A 17,848-nucleotide genomic window follows, 5' to 3' on the forward strand; every position below is an offset into this window, starting at 1 on the left:
AAATGAAAAGAACACTCTTTTTCCTGATAGCTGCCCTGTTCCTGGCCTCCAACGCCCATGCCATCCGCATCAAGGACATCGCCTCGTTCGAAGGCGTGCGCGAGAACCAGTTGGTGGGATACGGGCTGGTTGTCGGCCTCAACGGCAGCGGCGACAGCGACCAGGCCTCGATCCATATCCAGTCCGTCGTCAACATGCTGGAGCGGATGGGGATTACGACCAACGTCGGTTCCATCAAGTTGAAGAACGTGGCTGCGGTCATGGTAACGGCGACATTGCCGCCTTTCACCAAGCAGGGGAACCAACTGGATGTCACGGTTTCCTCCCTGGGCGACGCCAAGAGCATCGCCGGAGGCACCCTGATCATGACCCCGCTCCGGGGCGGCGACAATCAGGTGTATGCCGTTGCCCAGGGGTCGGTGCTGACCAACTCCTTTGCCTTCGGCGGGCAGGCGGCCAGCGCCCAGAAGAACCATCCCACGGCCGGCAGCATTCCCAACGGCGCGCTCGTGGAACGGGAACTCCCCAATGTCCTGGCGGGTAAAACGACCCTGCGTCTCAATCTGCACAAGGCGGATTTCACCACCGCCGCCCGCATCGAGGCCGTCATTAACAGCAAGTTCAGCTCGACCATAGCGACAACCACCGACCCCGGCTCGGTGATCCTGCGGATTCCGGAAAACTACGCCAACCGTACCGTCGATTTCGTGGCCGCCCTGGAAACCCTCGAGGTGCGGCCGGATAATCAGGCCAAGGTGGTGCTGAACGAACGGACCGGCACCATCGTCATGGGCGAGAATGTCCGCATCTCCACGGTGGCGGTGTCCCACGGCAATCTTTCCCTGGTCATCAAGGAGACGCCGCAGGTGTCGCAGCCGGCGCCGCTCAGCACGGGCGGCAAAACGGTGACCGTGCCCCGGACCGAGGTAAAGGTTACCGAGGAGTCGCGCCGTTTGATGGTCATGCCGGAAGGCGCCAGCATCGGCGATGTCGTGCGCGCCCTGAACCAGTTGGGGGTAACCCCCCGCGACCTGATCGGCATTTTCCAGGCCATCAAGGCATCGGGGGCGCTTCAGGCGGATCTTTCCATCATTTAGTTTTATTTGGGCCGGTTACTCAAGAAGCCGGCCGATATGGCGATAAGAAAGAATGGCTATGGATATCGGCATCTCCCAGATAACGACCGACACCGATACCGCCGCCGCCGAAAAGGCGCGGCAACTGCAACGGCAGACGGCCGGCGGCAAGGCGGGCGGCATGAGCGAGCAACAGCTCAAGCAGGCCCACAAGGTCTCCCAGGACTTTGAAGCCCTTTTCGTGGGCATGATGATGAAATCCATGCGGGCAACGGTCGGCAAGGACAAACTGATTAACGGCGGCCACGGCGAAGAGGTGTACCGCTCCCTGCTGGACCAGGAGTATGCCACAGCCGCAGCCAAGCAGGGCAGTCTGGGTTTGGCGCCCATCATCGAGAAGGACATCATTCGCCAGGAAAGCCGGCGGCCCGTCAAGAAAACGGACCCGCAAGAGTAGGCAGTACCGTGGTTCGGGGATGACACCTATGGATAAAACGCTGTCGGAGATACTCACGATCCAGCTGCACCTGCTGGAAGAGCTTTACAGCCTCCTGGAACGGGAAACGCGGGAGCTTGGCGACATGAACCTGGACGCCATGGCCGAAGTGAACCGGATGAGGGAGGAGCTTACCGAACGCATCGAGGCCCATACCGGGGCGCTTCGCCAGGCGATCGCCACGGCCGCTCTCGAGCTGGGGCTTGCCGCGGACGCAACCCTGGGGGCCGTTGTTGCCAAAACGGCGCACAAGGAGATCCCGCGGCTGTACCGCGAACTGAACGCCACCGCCCGGCGCGTTCAGGAGCGCGCCGCCATGAACCGCGAGATTGCGGAACGGTTTGCGGCCACCGCCACCACGACGCTGAACTTTTTAACCCGTCTCATCAACCAGTCCAGCGTGTACGGTGCCTCGGGCGGTTACCAGCAGCGTGCGTCGGGGGCGGTCATGATCAACAAGGAGGCGTGATGAGTCTTAATTCGATTATGCAGATCGGCAGGAGCGGTATCGCCGCGTATCAGGTGGCCACCGAGGTCACCGGCGAAAATATCGCCAATGTCAATACCCCCGGCTACTCCCGCCAGCGGGCCATTCTGGAAACCGCCCCGCAGAGCACGGTCAACGGCTTTTCCCTCGGAACCGGCGTCACGGTCTCCGGCGTGCAGCGTTACTATGACGGGTTGTTGCAGCAACAGATGGTCACCGCCCAGACCACCCTCGGCTACGATACGACCAAGTCCACCGTCCTGCAGCAGATCGAGCCGGCCTTCAACGAGGTCGGCACGAACGGCTTAGGCGACGCGATTTCCAAATTCTTCGCCTCCTGGCAGGATCTGAGCCTCAACCCGACCGGCACGGCGGAGCGCCAGGCGGTCCTGACCAGTGCCCAGAACCTGGTGGACAACTTCAATTCCGTCAGCACGACCTTGAGCAACACCGTCACCGCCCAGAATACCTCGCTCGTTTCCACGACCGACAGTATCAATGCGACCCTGGACAGCATCGCCAAGCTCAACGGCCAGATCAAAACGACCCAGATGGCCGACGGCAACGCCAACGAGCTGAAGGACCAGCGGGACCTGCTGGTCCAGGACCTCTCCAAGCAGGTCGGCATCACCTACACGGAAAACAGCGACGGGACCACGGACATCAAGTTCGCGGACGGCGGCGCCGCCCTGGTGACCGGCTCCCAGGCCGGGTCGTTCTCCCTGACCACCAATGCCGCCACCGGCCTGTACGACGTCAACCTGACGCCTGCCGGCGGGGCCGCAGCAGCAGTGGTGGCACCGACCCAAGGGGTGCTGGGGGCGACCCTGGCGCTGCGCGATACGATCATCCCCGACTACCAGAGCCAGGTGGACGCCCTGGCAACCGCCATCGCCTCCAAGGTCAACACCCAGCAGCAGGCAGGGGCCGACCTGACCGGCACCGCGGGCATCGCCCTGTTCAGCCCCGCCACCGGCGCGGCGACCATCGCCATCAACCCGGCCATCACCGGCACGAGCCAGATCGCGGCCGCGGCGGCGGGAAGCGCCGCCAATTCCAGCGACAACAGCAACGCCCTGGCGATGGCCGCATTGCTGAACGACACCTCCACCATGGCGGGGTCGACCTTCAGCGGCGCCTACAACAGCCTGGTCAGCAAGGTCGGCCTGGATGTCCAGTCGATCAAGAACACCGTATCCCGGGACGAGGCGTTCAGCAATCAGCTGAGTACGCTGCGCGAATCCAATTCCGGCGTATCGCTGGACGAAGAACTGACCAACCTGGTTACCTTTCAGCGTTCCTACCAGGCTTCCTCCAAGATCATCACCACTGCGACCGAAATGATGGATACGGTCTTAGGACTCATAAGCTAGGAGCTACCGCCATGCGCATCACCACAAACATGACCGCCAATAATGCCATTTACAACCTCCAGCAGAACCTTGCCAATCTGAGCAAATTGCAGGAGTTGTCCACATCCCAGCAGAACATCAACACCCCCAGCGATAATCCGGCTTCGGCCGGGGTCCTTCTGGACATCGCCGACAGGCTCAAGGCAACCGACCAGTATAACAGCAACATCACCAAGGCCTCCACCTTCATGCAGACTACCAGTACGGCCCTGACCGGGATCTCCGATTTCATCACCCAGGCCAAATCGCTCGTGGACAGCATCAGCAGCGGCACCAGCGACGCAACGCAACGCCAGACGGTCAGCGACCAGTTGGCCACGCTCAAGAAACAGATCGTCGATATGGCCAACACCCAGTCGGCGGACGGCCGGTACATCTTCGGGGGCACCACCAGCGCCACTCCCCCCTTCAACACCACCAACAACACCTATGCCGGCGACGGCACCCAGGTCAATATCGAGGTGGCCCAAAATTCCACCCAGGCCATGAACATAACCGGCGACCGGGTTCTTAAGGGCGTCGGTTCGAGCCCCAGCTACGGCTCGACGGATATCCTGGGGACCCTGGACAACCTGATCACAGCGGTGAACGCGAACGACGTGACCGCCATGAAGCAGGGGGCGACGGATCTGGAGGCCGGCGCCCAGCAGGTCACCAACGCCCAGATCGACCTGGCCTCCCGGATGACGCGGCTCGACAGCATGACCAAAATGAACACGAACAACAAGACGACGTTGCAGAACATCGCCAGTAACATCCAGGAGGTCGATCTGGCCACGGTGGGGGTGCAGTTGGCCCAGCAGCAGACCGCCTACAGCGCCGCCCTGTCCGCAACGGCCAAGATCTCCCAAATGTCGTTGCTGAATTACCTGTAATCCGCACCGGGGAGTTCGCCAAGCGGGGCCGGGAGGTCCCGCTTTTTTTTATTCGAAGGCCTTGACCTTGTTTGATGCGAACTCTATAAAGAACCATGTCCCGCCGTCCACTCAAAGCCCTTTCGCGCCGCCATAAGCCGGTCTCCATCCGGCGCGACGTTTTTCGCCTTTCCATGCCGGTGCTCCTCTCCTCCCTGTTCCAGCGGCTGGTCTCCATCGTCGACATCTTTCTGACCGGCGGTCTGGGGGCCGCGGCCATCGCCGCCACCGGGCTGGGCCAACTGCTCATGTTCGTCACCATGACCGTGTTCTGGGGGTTGGCCACCGGGGCGACGGTGGTGATCGCCCATCTGTGGGGCGCCGGGAGACGCGAGGAGGCGCGCCGGGCCGCCTTCGCGAGTTGCCTCGCCTGCCTGGCCATGACCGCGGTCTGTACCGTGGCGGGCGCCGTCTGGGGAGGGGATATCGCCCGGATGATGGGCGTCGCCGCCGATGTCCAGGCCCTGGCGGCCGACTACATCCGTCTCGTGTTCCTCTGGCTGATCTGGACGACCGGCCTCAATATCCTTTCCGCCATCATGCAGGGCGCCGGGGACACCCGGACGCCCATGAAGGCCGTCATCCTGGTCAACATCCTGCACGTCGCCCTGGCCTGGCCGCTGATCTACGGCAGGTTCGGCCTGCCGGCGCTGGGGGTCAAGGGGGCGGCCATCGCCATCAACAGCTCGGAATTCATCGGCTGTGCCTACCTGCTGGTCCAGGCGGTGCGCAAGCGCTATCTCACGTTCGGCCGGCCGGACGGCCCGCTGTTCGGCAGGATCTGGCGGATCGGGTGGCCGGTGGCCCTGGAGCGTGTCGCCCAGCAGAGCGGCCAGCTCTTCTACTCGAGCTTCATCATCGGTTACGGCACCAGCGCCTACGCCGCCCACCAGATCGGGCTCTCCATCGAATCGCTCTCCTTCATGCCCGGCGCCGGCATGGGCATCGCCGCGGCCACCCTCATGGGGCAGGCCCTGGGGGCCAACAAACTGCGCCGCGCCCGTATCAGCCACAACGAGGCGCTTCGCCTGGCCGTGGTGGTCATGACCCTCATGGCGCTGCTCTTTTTCTGCGCCCCCCACTTCCTGATCGGGCTGTTCACCCATGACGCCGACGTCATCGAAAAGGGGAGCATGTTCCTGAGGCTGGTGGCCTTTGCCCAAGTGCCGCTGGCGATCTCCTTCGTCTATGCCGGCAGCTTAAGGGGTACGGGGGACACGTTCTACGTCTTCATTGCCACGCTGGTGGCCATGTGGGGGATACGGGTGGCGCTGTCCTGGGTGGCGGCCGAATGGCTGCACCTCTCCCTGTACGCCGTGTGGGGGGTGTTCCTGATCGACTGGTACTTCCGGGGGGCGGCCTTTGCCTGGCGGTATCACAAGCGGGACCTGCACGGCGCGATTGTATAACAGGCTGTTGAAAAACAGCCATCTCGCCGCCATCCTCGAAAGCCACCTTGTGCGGCGTAGCGCTGCTACGCCTCCGCGGGTCTTTCTGCGGGTGCGACGATCTGACTATTTTTGAACAGCCTGATAATGCCACTGATCCCAAAATCGCAGGCACGTTGCTCAAAACCGGTAGCCGATACCCCCGAGGATCACGTCCGTGTCGTGGTTGTAGCTGGTGATGATGCGGTTCCAGGACACGCGCGCGTCCCATCGGGGGAGGAAGCGATAGCTTGAGGTCAGGGTCACTATGCCGCACACGCTCCTGTCGACGCCGAAGTGCCGGCTTGCCGCGCGCATGCTGAGGGGAAAATACGCCCCTCCGCCGATGCCGACGGTGAAACGGTCGTCGAAGAACTCCCTGATGGCCCACAACTGGCTCGCCACGCCGTGGCGGCGGAAGAGGCGATTATCGCCCTCGTAGAGCCAACTTGCACTCCAGTCCACATACCGCCGGACGCGACGGCGGTATTCGACGGCCAGGGCGACCGATTTCTGCGATTCCAGGCTGTTCACGATGGTTTGGCCCAAAAGGAGGGTGAATTCGTTTTTCGTTTTTTCCCGGTCCTGGAGCGGCGCCTTGTCCACGGGACCCGGCACGGCAGGCGCTTCGAGCTGGTATCCGATGCCCGCGAGGACGGAAAAGGAATTGAACGTGGCGAAATTTTCCACCACGTTGGCGCGGAGTTGCAACAGCCAGCGGCTATCCGTGTACCACGTGGCCGCGGAACTGAAGATCATGCCCCAGCCATGGTCGTTTTGGTAGGAGGTGCCGGCTTTTGCCGGCAAGGTGTCGTAAAAGTAGTACGGTCCGATACCGGCCGCCAGGGAGAGCTTCCGGTCCAGCAGGTTGGTGCGCGCCCAGAGGTGGAGGGTGTTGCCGTCACGGTGATGCCCCGGCACGTGCCCCTCGTTCAGGTATGATACCCCCAGGCCGAAATTTTCTCCCAGACCTTCGATGTATTCCAGTTGCCACGCGTAGGAGTCCTTGCCGTCATTCGCATTTTGCAGCAGACCGCCCAGGAGATAAAGCTCCTGCGCCCGCAGGGCGGGCGGGCTTAGTGCCAGCAGGACCAGTGCCAGGGCCAGCCGGAAGATCTGCCTCGACAGGAAGGCATAACGCCCGGCCGGCGCGTCGGCGGCTATTTTGTGCGGCAGATCCGGCATAGGATGATTTTTGAGCGTGACAGGCTCATCTCCAATGATGGCGACGCGACAGCTAAAAGGTCCAGCTTACTCCGATCACGTGGGTATCGAGGCCCGGGTTGGGGGTCCCGGTGCTGTAAAAAATATGCCCGTTCGAGATGTGCTGCAAGCGGTAACCGATCTTGAGCCCGTCGGCGAAGCGATAAAAAAGGCCCATATAGGCGCCATATTGAAGGATGCTGCCGAAATCCTGATCCCCAAACCGGCTTCTGTCCATTATGTTGACATTGATGCCGACCTCCGGGGCCAGGCCGAAATACGGGTTGTCGAGGACAAGACCGGTCCCCATGGAACCTATGAAACCGGTTGCCCGCGCCGAATGGAGGGCGCCGGCGGACACGTTGAGCTGCGGGAACAGCCCCCAGCCTGAAGACGACCGCCAATTCCAGGGCAGTCCGTACACCGCGAACAGTTCGTACTGATGAAAATATTCCAGTTTGCGGTCAGCCTGCAGGCCCATCCTCAGGCCGACTTCATTCCACCCCGCCGGCGCATCCGCACAGAAAGCCTGCCAAGGGTTTTGAAGAAGAAACACGAGTAAAAAAATGACGACGAGATTTCCCGCCACAGCGCCCTCCTCGTCGGCCCATGGGAAAAGACAACCGCAACGTTGCATTGGTTCTGGGGAAATACGGCGATATGCAAGATTGTTTTTCAGCCTGCGTACAATCTTCATTATGATTGTACCGCGGTTTAATGAAGAGTAAAGTGCCCCGGCGTCGTTTTGTCCCTAGCTCAAGCCTTTCCTGATCTGGTACAGCCCCTCCAGGTCCAAGCCGTTCTTCTCGTAGTATTCCCGTTCCAGCTCCTCCACGTAGAAACGGTCGAGGCCGGAGTTCTCCAGGAAATCCTCCCGCAGCCCCACATTACGCTCGGTGATGATCTGGGGCAACAGGGAATGGAGGTACATGGCCTCCTTCTTGATGGTGAAGATGGTTTCGTGGAAGAGGTGGTCGGGGATATCGGCCTTGAGGAGCCTTTTGTTCTTCAACTCCTCGACCACCTCCCGGCGCAGCGCCTCCTGATCGGCCCTGGTGGTGAACTTGGAGTAGAAGTTGCGGATCCGGTCGCGCACATGCTCCAGGAGAACCGATGAAATACGTTCTTCCTGGTCGATCTCCTGGAGCCGCTTGTGCAGTTCCTCGATGCGGGTCCCTCTCTCCACGGCGTTGAGCCCTTCCAGCAGGGCGGTCACCTTGCGGCGCCCGAAGCGGCCCAGATAGGCGTTCTGGAACAGCTCGCGGATGAACAGCTCATCGAAGCACCCCTCCTTGAGGTTGTCGAAGGCGGCCTTGTGCTCCAAGAGCCCCTGGAGCATCTCCTCGCTGATGCGCACGTTCTCCATGAAGGCCAGTTGGCTGACCAGGTTCGAGACGCTGTCGAAACGGTCCAGATAGGTGATGACGTAGGAAAACCCGTCCATCAACCCCGGATCGGCCCCGTCGCGGATCTTTTCGTCGCACTCCTTGCTGGCGTCCAGCATGAGTTGATCGAAGGAATGATCGCGGTTTTCCACGGCCTTTTTCTTGGCCTTGACCAGGTTGAGCATGTCCTCGCGGTCGATATGGCTCTCGATCTGCTTTTCCTTGAGGAAGAACCCCTCCAGCACCTCGCGGGTGGCGGCGATGTAGTCCTGCTCCTTGCGATGGACCAGGTTGCGCCCCTTCTTGAGCATCTCGTCCAGGGTGTAGAAGAGGGCGCCGGGGATCTTGTTGCGCACCGACAGCGTTTTGAGCCGGGTCAGGCGGGCGTTGTCCAGCGGGCTGATCTCCCCCTTGCTGTTGCAGGCCAGAAGGATGTTGCGGTATTCGTCCACGATGCGCTTGTTGGACGGATGGCGGTACATGGCGTCGATGCGCATGCGCTCCTGCTGGTAGCGGTCGATCCGGTAGGTGGCGGCAAGTTTGACCAGGCGGGCGAAATCGTCGTCGGCGATCTTCTTGTTGCGGTAGTAAAGGCTTTTGAAGAGATCGCGGTATTCGCGATGGTGACGGTCGATCAGCTTGATGATGAAGAGCTGGGCGGCCTCGTCCTTGAGCAGCGGAAAGATATGGGAGATGAGGGCGTCGTCCCGCTCGTCGCCCACCGATCCGGAGCGTTTGACGATCTTGCCGAGACTCTTGACCAACTCTTCCTGCTGGTATTTCAGTTTGCGGGAGAGCTGGTTGGAGTGGACGAAAAAGTAGTAGTTGCAGACGGCGTTTCCCTCGAAAAAGATATTCTCGAAGCTCTCTTCCCCGTGGGTGCGGTCGCTGAAGCGGATGGAGCCCTTGTCGTCGGAGCGCGCCCCGTACATGACCAGGCGGTTGATGATGTCCGGTTTGGCCAGGTCGGAGGAGGGCTGGTCGACCCCGAACATGTATTCGCAGAAATAGCCGCCGTTGCCCTGGTAGCTGATCCCCTCCGGGGCGATGATGAACTCGTTGCCCGGCGAGAAGATGCGGAGGTGGTCCTCCTCCTGGACGATGTTGAAGAAGTAGCGCTGATAGGCGTCGTTGCCGACCACCATGACGAAATATTCCACATGGTCGCCGACCTGCCCGTGAAGCCGTATGTCCTTGTGCATAACTCCCTCTCCAATGGCAATTGCCCATATAACCCGAATCCGCGGCGCCTTCACGGTTCCGCCCGCTCCACCGTTCAGGCTCACGGATTCAGCTTACATCGAACTCCAGGCCGTCCCAGGCGAATTCGAAACCGGGCGGCAGCCTGGTCTGCTCGCTGTGAAGCACTTCGTGGGTCAGATGGGTGAGGATGACGCGCCCCGGCCTGATCGGTTCCACCGCGGCAATGGCCGCTTCGATGTTGAAATGGAACGGATGGGGAGTCCAGCGCAGTCCGTCCATGACCAGCACATCGAGCCCTTCCAGAAGCCGGAGGGAGCTGTCGGGAATGGCGCTGCAATCCGTCAGATAGGCGAACCTCCCGATGCGGAAGCCGGTGGCGCTGCTCTTGCCGTGCTCCAGGGGCACCGGGACGACCGTCAGTCCGAACAGCTCGAAGGGGTCCGAGACCTCATGGGCCGACAGAAGCGGGGTATAGCCCGATCCGTCCAGTTCGGCGAAAATGTACCTGAATCCCGCCAGCACCACCTCGAAGGTTGCCGGGGAGGCATAACAGGGAATGACCTCTTTGTGCAAAAAATGGAAACCGCGCAGGTCGTCGATGCCGTTGACGTGATCGGCATGGGGATGGGTGAAGAGGACGGCGTCGACCCTGTCCAGGCCTTCGCGCAGGGCCTGCCGCCGCAGATCGGTGGAGGTGTCCACCAGGATGTTCCGCCCTGCGTGCCGGATCAGCAGGGAAGCCCGCGTCCTCCGGTCCTTCGGGTCGTCGGAACTGCATACCCGGCACCTGCATCCCACCATGGGAACCCCGGTCGATGTCCCGCTTCCCAGGATGGTTACCTTCATACAGCGTCCTTTCCGTAATTCCGGTTCCAAATCGAAGCGGCATCTGCGTTGGCTTGTCTTCGGCTCCCCAACGTACGGCCTGTACGCCTTCGTCGCCTCGATCCTCGCCGCCTTGATGTCGTCATTGATGTGAAACCGGGATAAGGTGCACGAAAAATAACAGAAATCCCCCGGCCAGGCAAGGCGGATTTCCGGCCGGCCGCCCATGCCCGCCGCTTCCCTGGGGGGATGCCGGGGGGGCTTACGCCCGTTCGAGGGGGACCAGGAGCAGCGGGACCTTGGTGAGGGTGCAGACCCTGTGGGTCACGCTCCCGGCCCAAAACGCCTCCATGCCGGTTTTCCCGTGGGTCGCCAGAACGATGATGTCCACCCTGGCGTTGTCGGCGGCCTTTGCGATCGTTTTCGCCGGGTCGCCCCGCAACACATGGGCGCTTGCCGTAAAACCCCGTCTGTGCAGGGATTCCAGTTGTTCCCGGAAGATCTCCCGCGCATCCTGGGACGCCATTTCCAGAATCCGGGCGGTGGTGGCGGGGAGCATTCTGCCGGAGGCCTTTTCCGCACCCGACAGGGAGGCGAAACGGGGAACGACCATCACGAGGCGCAGGGCCGCGTCGCAGGCCCGGGCGATCTCCTCCGAAACCGGCAGGGCCTCCGCATGGCCGGGTTCTCCGTCCAGGGGGACCAGGATGTTGTGGCAGGCAAAGGGCGGTGCTCCGCCTTGTTCGTCCGGGTGGGTGATGAGGACCGGGCGTGCGCCCATGGCGATGACCTTCTGGGCGATGCTCCCCAGAAACAGGTGCAGGGCCTGGCCGCGGCCGTGGGAACACATGACCACCAGGTCGTGCTCCAGCTCGTCCGCATGGGCGACGATGCTGCCGGCGACATCGTCCGCTTCCGTGGCGTGGACGTGGCGGTCCACCGTTATCTCCGGCGGAAAGGCGCGTTGCGCCAGGAGTTGCAGATAGGTTGCGGCATCTTCCGCATTTCTCAGGTGCGGCTGGCCATGGACCTCGCTGGGGGCGTTTTTCTCCACCACATGGAAGAGCGTGACCCGCGCGTCGAACCGGGCCGCCAGAAAAGCGGCGGCGGGCAGGGCCGCCTCGGCCAGGACCGAGCCGTCTAAAGGTACGAGGATGTGTTTGAACATGGGATCACCCCGTTATCAGCGTTTTATAGAGGAGGTAGGCGTTGAGCGCGAGGATGACCCCCGCGATCATGCCGGCCAGGACCGTTGTGATGCGTTTGTTGACCAACTCGCCCATGATGTCGGCGCGGCGGGTGAACATGACCAGGGGGATGATCGCGAACGGGAGCCCGAAACTGAGCACCACCTGGCTGACGATCAGGGTGCGGGTCGGGTCCAGGCCCATGCCGATGACGGCCAGTGAAGGCGCCATGGTCACCAGGCGCCGGAGCCAGATGGGGATGTGCCGCTGCATGAAGCCCTGCATGATCACCTGCCCCGCGCTGGTGCCCACGGTGGACGACGATAGCCCCGCGAGCAGCAGCGAGAGGCCGAAGATCCATTTGGCCGATGATCCCAGGAGCGGTTCCAGGGTGCGGTAGGCCTCCTCGATGGTGCCGACGGCGGCGTGCCCCGAGTAGTGGAACGTGGCGGCCGCCATGATCAGCATGGCGGCATTGACGAAACTGGCCATGCCCATGGCGATGACCACGTCCGCGATCTCGAACCGGTACAGGCTCTGCAACCGCTTTTTGTCCCGGACGACGATACGCCCCTGGGTCAGGGCGGAATGGAGGAAAATGGCGTGGGGCATGACGGTGGCCCCCAGGATTCCCGAGGCCAGAAGGACGCTCTCGGCCCCGGAGAACTGCGGTACGATGGCGTGGTAGGCGACGAGGCCCCAATCGGGCTTGACGATGATGGTCTCCAGCAGGTAGCAGAGGGCGATCATCCCGACCATGGCCGAGATGACCGCCTCCAGAGGCCTGAACCCGTAACGTTCCAGGCCGAGGATCAGCACCGTGGCCAGGGCGGTGAGCAGGGCGCCGGCAAACAGCGGTACGCCCAAAAGGAGTTGAAAGCCCAGGGCGGCGCCGAGGAATTCGGCCAGGTCCGTCGCCATGGCCACGAACTCCATCAGGACCCACATGACGAAGACCACCGGGCGGGGGAAGTGGGCCCGGCACTGTTCGGCCAGGTTCATGCCCGTGGCGATGCCGAGTTTGGCCGAAAGGGTCTGGATGAGCATGGCCATGAGGTTGCTGGCCACGATCACCCAGACCAGCAGGTAGCCGAATTGGGCGCCCCCCTGGATGTTGGTGGCGAAGTTGCCCGGGTCCACGTAGGCCACGCTGGCGATGAAGGCCGGCCCCAAAAACGGCATCAGGCGCGTCAGCCGGTTTGGGCGCGACTGGCCGTCCAGGATATCCAGGGCCGTTTGGACGGTCCGGGAATCGTTCGATTCGCGGACGGGCGGTGGGGTTTCTTCTCCCATAATGGGGACCGTTTCCCCGCGGTCAGGTTTGGTCTGCATCGCGGTGTGCCGCCGGATTGCGGAATGTGCGGACGGCATCGGCAGTATAGAGCGCCAGGCCGCTCCAGATCAAGATGAATGTCACCAGGTGCGTGGGGGTGAACGGCTCCCCGTAGACCAGCACGGCCAGGGCGAAATGCAGGCTGGGGGTCAGGTATTGCAGGAAGCCGATGGTGGCCAGCCGCAGCTTGCGGGCCGCCGCGGCGAAGAGCACGAGCGGCGTGGCGGTCAGGATGCCGGCCAGGGGGAGCCACAGGGCGCCTTTGGCCACGGCCGACGGGAAGGCCCCCTGGCCGTGCGCGCCCAGCCAGAGCAGGTATGCCAGCGCCAGAGGCCCGGTCAGGAGGGTCTCCACCAGCAGGCCGGCCAGGGCCTCCACGGAGGCCGTCTTGCGCAGCAGGCCGTAGAGGCCGAAGGATGCGGCCAGCGCCAGGGAGATCCAGGGCACGGTCCCGACCCGGACCGTCAGCAGGGCGACCCCGCCAACCGCCAGGAGCAGGCTGATCATTTGCAGCGGCCGCAGCCGTTCCCGCAGAAAGACCATGCCCAGGAGGACGTTGACCAGGGGGGTAATGAAGTATCCCAGGCTGGACTGGAGCACCTGGCCCTGCTCCACGGCATAGATGAACACCAGCCAGTTGACGGTGATCAGGGTGGTGGAGCCGACCAGGGTCAGGAGCACCCGGCGGGAGGCGAAAGCCGCCCTGACCTCGCCCCAGCGGCCCGCGGCGGCCGCCAGGACCAGCAGGAAGAGGACCGACCAGACGATGCGGTGGGAAACCACCTCCAGGGGCGGGATATCGTGCAGCGCCTTGAAGTAGACCGGGAAAAAGCCCCAGACCAGATAGGCCAGCAGGCCGTAGACCAGACCTTGGCGGAGCGGTTCCTGCCGTGGCGGGGCGGATGGCGGCATGGTGCGGCCCCGGCTCAGGACAGGGGCGCCGGCCGGCCGCCGGTGACGGCCAGGAGGTCGGCCGGCGTTATGCGGAACAGGGCGTGGGGGGTGCCGGCCGCGGCCCAGACCTCGGGGTATTCCAGAAGGTCCCGGTCGATGACGGGGGAAAGGGGTTCCAGGTGTCCCAGGGGGGGGATGCCGCCGATGGCGAAACCGGTCCGCTCCCGGACGAAGGCGGCGTCGGCCTTGCCGACCGGCTCGCCGCAGGCAGCTTCCAGGAGCGCCTCGTCGACCCGGTTCTTGCCGCTGACCAGGGCCAGCACCGGGTTCCCCGAATGGCGTCCTTTGAATATCAGCGATTTGACGATCTGGCCGACGTCGCACCCGACCGCTTCGGCCGCTTCGGCGGCGGTGCGGGAGCTGGCGGCCAGTTCCTGGACCCGGCAGGGAACCCCGGCCGTCTCCAGGGCCTCCTGCACCTTGCGGGCGCTGGGGCTGAGTTCATCGTTCATGGATGGTTTCCTTCCTTCTTCGAATATGTCAGGCCGGCTGCGGGGTGCGCGCCGTCACCCTGGTGAAGAGATACAGGCCGCTGAAAATGACCGCCCCGCCCGCCATCTGTCGCAGGGTCGGGGGTTCGCCCAGGAAAACGGCGGCCCATAGTATGGCTCCCAGGGGTTCGCCCAGGATACTGACCGAAACCACCGAGGCCTGGACGTACTTCAGCGCCCAGTTGAAGACCGTGTGCCCCATGACCGTGCAGACCAGGGCCAGGGCCAGGAAAAGAACCCAGTCGCGGGTCGGGTAGCCGGTGAAGGGGGTCCGGGTGACCAGTGTCGTGCCGACCAGGAACAGGGAACTGGTCCCGTAGGTCACAAAGGTGTATCCCTCCAGGGGGGTGTCCTTGCGCAGCCTGCGGCCGATCAGCAGGTAGCCGGAGACCATGACGGCCGCCACGAGCGCCAGCAGGTCGCCCACCAGCGCCCGCGGGCCGACCTGAAAATCGGCGGCCCCGATGATGAGGCCCCCTGTCAGGGCCAGCACCCCTCCCACGACGGCCAGGCGCGGAATGTGTTCCTTGAAGAAGAGCAGCGAACCTATGACCACGAAGACCGGTTGCAGGGTCACCAGCACCGTGGAACTGGCCACGCTGGTATAGCCCAGGGAGGTGAACCAGGTCACGAAGTGCAGGGCCAGGAACAGGCCGCTCAAGGCCGAGAGCGCCACCTGCCGCCGGTCGAGCCCGGTCAGCGCGCCCTTTTTCAGCAGGGTGACGGGAGCCAGCGCCAGAAAGGTGAACAGCAGGCGGTACGTGGCGATGATCAGGGGCGGCGCCGTGGCGAGGCGCACGAACAGCGCCGAAAAGGAGACCGCGACCACGGCGGCCATCACGGCCAGGTAGGGATTGAGGGCCGGTCTCGGCATCAGTCGTTCATATACTGCAGGGCGTACTTCACGTAGTTGTCGGCGGATTTGCGCAGCCAGGCCACCTCGTCCGGGGTCAGGTCGCGCTTGTACTTGGCCGGAGAACCGAGCCAGAGGGTGTGGGGAGGGATGACGGTGCCCTCGGTGACCAGAGCCCGCGCTCCCACCAGGGCGCCCTCGCCTACCACGGCCCGGTCCATCACCATGGCCTGCATGCCGATGAAGCAGCCGTCATGCAGGGTGCAGCCGTGCAGGGTAACGCTGTGGCCGATGGTGACATCGTCGCCGATGATCAGCGGCGCGCCGGGGTCGTCGGCATGCTTTTTGTGGGTGACGTGCAGCATGGTCAGGTCCTGCACGTTGCTGCGCGCGCCGATACGGATGTGGTTCACGTCGCCGCGAGCCACGCAGTTGTACCAGATGCTGCTCTGGGGGCCCATCTCCACGTCGCCGATGACCACGGCGGTCTCGGCCACGAAAGCTGTAGGGTCGATCTTGGGGTGGATGCCCTGGAACGGTCGAATCATTTCGTCCTCCGCTGACTGGTGGTGAGGGCAGAAGTATACCCACTCGGGGAAAGATTGGCAATAAAATGCCGTGCACAGGCGGTTTTTGCCGTATCCGTGCCGATTTATTTACATTTATTTACTTGTTGCCCCGCCCCATATTTGCTATGTTTTACAATCTCTGTGAAAGACTGGGAAAAGGGGATGGAGCGCGATGAAATTCACCAAAATGCAGGGTGCCGGCAATGATTACGTCTACGTGAACTGTTTCGAGGAGACGGTCGCCGACCCCCGGCAGACGGCCATACAGGTTTCCAACCGCAACTTCGGCATCGGCTCGGACGGGCTGATCCTGATCATGCCCTCGGACAAGGCCGACGTGCGCATGCGCATGTTCAATTCCGACGGTTCCGAGTCCGAGATGTGCGGCAACGGCATCCGCTGCGTGGCGAAATACGCCTACGACCACGGCATTGTCTCGAAGACCGAGATCAGCGCCGAGACCGGGGCCGGCATCCTGACCCTGCACCTGGTGCCGGGAAGCGACGGCAGGATCGCGAAGGTTCGCGTCAACATGGGGCCGCCGCGGCTGACCAGGGGCGAGATCCCCATGACCGGCGATGCCGCCGCCCAGGTGGTAGCGGAGCCGCTCACGGTCCTGGACCGCACCTTCCGGATCACCTGCGCCTCCATGGGCAACCCCCACTGCGTGATCTTCGTGGACGATGTGGAGAACTTCCCGGTTGCCACCTATGGACCGCTGATCGAAAACCATGAACTGTTCCCGCGCCGCACCAACGTGGAGTTCGTCCAGATCTTCTCGCGCACCGAGGTGCGCCAGCGGACCTGGGAGCGGGGCGCCGGGGAAACCCTGGCCTGCGGCACCGGGTCCAGCGCCGTGACCGCGGCATGCGTACTGAACGGCCTGACCGAGAAGAAGATCCTCAACCATCTCCTCGGGGGCGATCTGGAGATGGAGTGGGCCGAGGACGGCAACATCTACATGACCGGCCCGGCGGTAGAGGTCTTCAACGGGGAGATCGAACTGTAAGAGGTTGTTGAAAAACAGCCATCAGGCCTTCTGCGGGTGCGACGATCCGACTATTTTCGAACAACCTGAGTTTTCAACAGCCTGCTAAGGTCCCTTGAAATTTCCTTTCCCCCTTGCCCAAAAGGGAAGGTGCTATACACTTATGCCACGTGCTCTTACCATTATAAACATCCTGCTAGGGGTCATCATCGTCGCCATTTTGGCGGCCATCACCGCCGACAGTCTGGGCAGACGGCTCAATGGGGCGTTTGTGCCCAAAACTGCGGGCGCCGGCAAGGCTGCTCCCGCGGTCGTGCCGCCTCCCCGCATCCAGGACCTGGCGTTCTACGCCCCGATCCTGGTGAACGGCCTGTTCGGCAAGGCGACCCAGGGGCAGCTCACCCCGATCGTGAACGCCCCCGTTGCGGGCCAGGGCGCCGCACCGGTCACTGCGCCGGCCGAACTGATGCTGCTCGGCACGGCCGTGGGCTCGTTCCGCGAGACCTTTGCCCTGGTGCGCCATACCAAAAAGCAGGAGGAACGCGTGTTCCGTCTGGGGGACATGGTGTTCGACGCCGGACGGCTGGTGGAAGTCACCAGGGAGCGGGCCTTCATCGTGGTGGGCGGCAAGAAGGTCGAGCTTTTGACCCCCATGACCCCCCCGTCGGCAGCCCCGGAACAACCGGCCACGCCCCAGGCAGGCGCACCGGTCACCAGTGTGGGCGCCGGGAGCTTCGTGATCGACCAGCGGGCGCTCAACTCCGCCCTGGACAACCCGGCCCAGGCCATGAGCGACGCGCGCCTGCTCCCCAGCATGAAGGACGGCAAGGTGGAAGGGTTCCGGGCCTCGGAGGTAAAACCTACCGGCCTGTTCGCCCTGGTCGGCGTCAAGAACGGGGACGTGCTTCTGCGGCTCAACGATTTTCCCCTGGACTCGCCGGACAAGGCGCTGCAATCGTTCATCGCCCTCAAGGGGCAGAGCAAGCTCAAGCTCGACCTGATCAGGGACGGGCAACCGACGACGTTCAACTACGACATACGGTAA

Annotated in this window: 18 protein-coding genes; 8 read left to right on the forward strand and 10 right to left on the reverse strand. The window is 63.1% G+C overall.

Annotated features, from left to right (window positions below; translation table 11 throughout):
- Nucleotides 1–2: 2 nt before the first annotated feature.
- From LDN12_RS00470 to LDN12_RS00495, 6 genes are all read left to right on the forward strand, one after another.
- Nucleotides 3–1,097 carry a flagellar basal body P-ring protein FlgI gene (locus LDN12_RS00470; protein WP_223920601.1) on the forward strand — a complete coding sequence of 365 codons (1,095 nt, stop codon included), beginning with the start codon at nucleotides 3–5 and terminating at the stop codon, nucleotides 1,095–1,097.
- A 52-nt stretch (nucleotides 1,098–1,149) separates the two neighbouring features.
- Nucleotides 1,150–1,533: a rod-binding protein gene (locus tag LDN12_RS00475; RefSeq protein WP_223920603.1), complete on the forward strand. Its 384-nt coding sequence runs from the start codon at nucleotides 1,150–1,152 to the stop codon at nucleotides 1,531–1,533.
- Between the two features lie 28 nt (nucleotides 1,534–1,561).
- Complete coding sequence (gene flgN, locus LDN12_RS00480; RefSeq protein ID WP_223920605.1) at nucleotides 1,562–2,041, forward strand: flagellar export chaperone FlgN; 480 nt, start codon at nucleotides 1,562–1,564, stop codon at nucleotides 2,039–2,041.
- Entirely contained in the window at nucleotides 2,041–3,432 is a 1,392-nt protein-coding gene (gene flgK, locus LDN12_RS00485; protein ID WP_223920607.1) for a flagellar hook-associated protein FlgK, read from the forward strand. The genes flgN and flgK overlap by 1 nt, the downstream gene beginning before the upstream one ends.
- A gap of 11 nt (nucleotides 3,433–3,443) precedes the next feature.
- Nucleotides 3,444–4,346: a flagellar hook-associated protein FlgL gene (flgL, locus tag LDN12_RS00490; RefSeq protein WP_223920609.1), complete on the forward strand. Its 903-nt coding sequence runs from the start codon at nucleotides 3,444–3,446 to the stop codon at nucleotides 4,344–4,346.
- A gap of 95 nt (nucleotides 4,347–4,441) precedes the next feature.
- The gene (locus tag LDN12_RS00495) at nucleotides 4,442–5,794 is read left to right on the forward strand and encodes an MATE family efflux transporter (protein ID WP_223920611.1); all 1,353 of its coding nucleotides are present in this window, start codon (nucleotides 4,442–4,444) and stop codon (nucleotides 5,792–5,794) included.
- A 159-nt stretch (nucleotides 5,795–5,953) separates the two neighbouring features.
- Here LDN12_RS00495 and LDN12_RS00500 read toward each other — a convergent pair whose 3' ends face one another.
- From LDN12_RS00500 to LDN12_RS00545, 10 genes are all read right to left on the reverse strand, one after another.
- Nucleotides 5,954–6,997 carry a hypothetical protein gene (locus LDN12_RS00500; protein WP_223920613.1) on the reverse strand — a complete coding sequence of 348 codons (1,044 nt, stop codon included), beginning with the start codon at nucleotides 6,995–6,997 and terminating at the stop codon, nucleotides 5,954–5,956.
- 52 nt (nucleotides 6,998–7,049) lie between these two features.
- Nucleotides 7,050–7,604: an acyloxyacyl hydrolase gene (locus tag LDN12_RS00505; RefSeq protein ID WP_223920615.1), complete on the reverse strand. Its 555-nt coding sequence runs from the start codon at nucleotides 7,602–7,604 to the stop codon at nucleotides 7,050–7,052.
- A gap of 162 nt (nucleotides 7,605–7,766) precedes the next feature.
- The gene (locus tag LDN12_RS00510) at nucleotides 7,767–9,602 is read right to left on the reverse strand and encodes a TIGR04442 family protein (protein WP_223920617.1); all 1,836 of its coding nucleotides are present in this window, start codon (nucleotides 9,600–9,602) and stop codon (nucleotides 7,767–7,769) included.
- A gap of 88 nt (nucleotides 9,603–9,690) precedes the next feature.
- Entirely contained in the window at nucleotides 9,691–10,449 is a 759-nt protein-coding gene (locus LDN12_RS00515; protein WP_223920619.1) for a GPMC system MBL fold metallohydrolase, read from the reverse strand.
- Nucleotides 10,450–10,690: 241 nt separating this feature from the next.
- Nucleotides 10,691–11,596, reverse strand: coding sequence for a universal stress protein (locus LDN12_RS00520; RefSeq protein WP_223920621.1), 906 nt, complete (start codon nucleotides 11,594–11,596; stop codon nucleotides 10,691–10,693).
- 4 nt (nucleotides 11,597–11,600) lie between these two features.
- The gene (locus LDN12_RS00525) at nucleotides 11,601–12,947 is read right to left on the reverse strand and encodes an Nramp family divalent metal transporter (protein ID WP_223920623.1); all 1,347 of its coding nucleotides are present in this window, start codon (nucleotides 12,945–12,947) and stop codon (nucleotides 11,601–11,603) included.
- Complete coding sequence (gene rarD / locus LDN12_RS00530) at nucleotides 12,931–13,860, reverse strand: EamA family transporter RarD (RefSeq protein ID WP_223920625.1); 930 nt, start codon at nucleotides 13,858–13,860, stop codon at nucleotides 12,931–12,933. The genes LDN12_RS00525 and rarD overlap by 17 nt, the downstream gene beginning before the upstream one ends.
- A 14-nt stretch (nucleotides 13,861–13,874) precedes the next feature.
- Nucleotides 13,875–14,354: a YbaK/EbsC family protein gene (locus tag LDN12_RS00535; RefSeq protein ID WP_223920627.1), complete on the reverse strand. Its 480-nt coding sequence runs from the start codon at nucleotides 14,352–14,354 to the stop codon at nucleotides 13,875–13,877.
- Nucleotides 14,355–14,382: 28 nt separating this feature from the next.
- Nucleotides 14,383–15,267: a DMT family transporter gene (locus LDN12_RS00540; RefSeq protein ID WP_223920629.1), complete on the reverse strand. Its 885-nt coding sequence runs from the start codon at nucleotides 15,265–15,267 to the stop codon at nucleotides 14,383–14,385.
- The gene (locus LDN12_RS00545) at nucleotides 15,267–15,794 is read right to left on the reverse strand and encodes a gamma carbonic anhydrase family protein (RefSeq protein ID WP_223920631.1); all 528 of its coding nucleotides are present in this window, start codon (nucleotides 15,792–15,794) and stop codon (nucleotides 15,267–15,269) included. Before LDN12_RS00545 ends, LDN12_RS00540 begins: the two co-directional genes overlap by 1 nt.
- 193 nt (nucleotides 15,795–15,987) lie before the next feature.
- Here LDN12_RS00545 and dapF point away from each other — a divergent pair, with 193 nt between their 5' ends.
- Both dapF and gspC read left to right on the forward strand, forming a co-directional pair.
- Nucleotides 15,988–16,824, forward strand: a complete 837-nt coding sequence (gene dapF / locus LDN12_RS00550) for a diaminopimelate epimerase (protein ID WP_223920637.1) — start codon at nucleotides 15,988–15,990, stop codon at nucleotides 16,822–16,824.
- 142 nt (nucleotides 16,825–16,966) lie between these two features.
- The gene (gene gspC, locus LDN12_RS00555; RefSeq protein WP_223920639.1) at nucleotides 16,967–17,848 is read left to right on the forward strand and encodes a type II secretion system protein GspC; all 882 of its coding nucleotides are present in this window, start codon (nucleotides 16,967–16,969) and stop codon (nucleotides 17,846–17,848) included.

The sequence above is a fragment of the Geobacter sp. AOG2 genome, assembly GCF_019972295.1.
Classification (GTDB): Bacteria; Desulfobacterota; Desulfuromonadia; order Geobacterales; family Pseudopelobacteraceae; genus Oryzomonas.

What these genes read in the sequence shown, in the direction of transcription:
- LDN12_RS00470 (WP_223920601.1), top strand. Translation starts at nt 3, where the DNA reads ATGAAAAGAACACTCTTTTTCCTGATAGCTGCCCTGTTCCTGGCCTCC.
- LDN12_RS00475 (WP_223920603.1), top strand. Translation starts at nt 1,150, where the DNA reads ATGGCTATGGATATCGGCATCTCCCAGATAACGACCGACACCGATACC.
- flgN (WP_223920605.1), top strand. Translation starts at nt 1,562, where the DNA reads ATGGATAAAACGCTGTCGGAGATACTCACGATCCAGCTGCACCTGCTG.
- flgK (WP_223920607.1), top strand. Translation starts at nt 2,041, where the DNA reads ATGAGTCTTAATTCGATTATGCAGATCGGCAGGAGCGGTATCGCCGCG.
- flgL (WP_223920609.1), top strand. Translation starts at nt 3,444, where the DNA reads ATGCGCATCACCACAAACATGACCGCCAATAATGCCATTTACAACCTC.
- LDN12_RS00495 (WP_223920611.1), top strand. Translation starts at nt 4,442, where the DNA reads ATGTCCCGCCGTCCACTCAAAGCCCTTTCGCGCCGCCATAAGCCGGTC.
- LDN12_RS00500 (WP_223920613.1), bottom strand. Translation starts at nt 6,997, where the DNA reads ATGCCGGATCTGCCGCACAAAATAGCCGCCGACGCGCCGGCCGGGCGT.
- LDN12_RS00510 (WP_223920617.1), bottom strand. Translation starts at nt 9,602, where the DNA reads ATGCACAAGGACATACGGCTTCACGGGCAGGTCGGCGACCATGTGGAA.
- LDN12_RS00515 (WP_223920619.1), bottom strand. Translation starts at nt 10,449, where the DNA reads ATGAAGGTAACCATCCTGGGAAGCGGGACATCGACCGGGGTTCCCATG.
- LDN12_RS00520 (WP_223920621.1), bottom strand. Translation starts at nt 11,596, where the DNA reads ATGTTCAAACACATCCTCGTACCTTTAGACGGCTCGGTCCTGGCCGAG.
- LDN12_RS00525 (WP_223920623.1), bottom strand. Translation starts at nt 12,947, where the DNA reads ATGCAGACCAAACCTGACCGCGGGGAAACGGTCCCCATTATGGGAGAA.
- rarD (WP_223920625.1), bottom strand. Translation starts at nt 13,860, where the DNA reads ATGCCGCCATCCGCCCCGCCACGGCAGGAACCGCTCCGCCAAGGTCTG.
- LDN12_RS00535 (WP_223920627.1), bottom strand. Translation starts at nt 14,354, where the DNA reads ATGAACGATGAACTCAGCCCCAGCGCCCGCAAGGTGCAGGAGGCCCTG.
- LDN12_RS00540 (WP_223920629.1), bottom strand. Translation starts at nt 15,267, where the DNA reads ATGCCGAGACCGGCCCTCAATCCCTACCTGGCCGTGATGGCCGCCGTG.
- LDN12_RS00545 (WP_223920631.1), bottom strand. Translation starts at nt 15,794, where the DNA reads ATGATTCGACCGTTCCAGGGCATCCACCCCAAGATCGACCCTACAGCT.
- dapF (WP_223920637.1), top strand. Translation starts at nt 15,988, where the DNA reads ATGAAATTCACCAAAATGCAGGGTGCCGGCAATGATTACGTCTACGTG.
- gspC (WP_223920639.1), top strand. Translation starts at nt 16,967, where the DNA reads ATGCCACGTGCTCTTACCATTATAAACATCCTGCTAGGGGTCATCATC.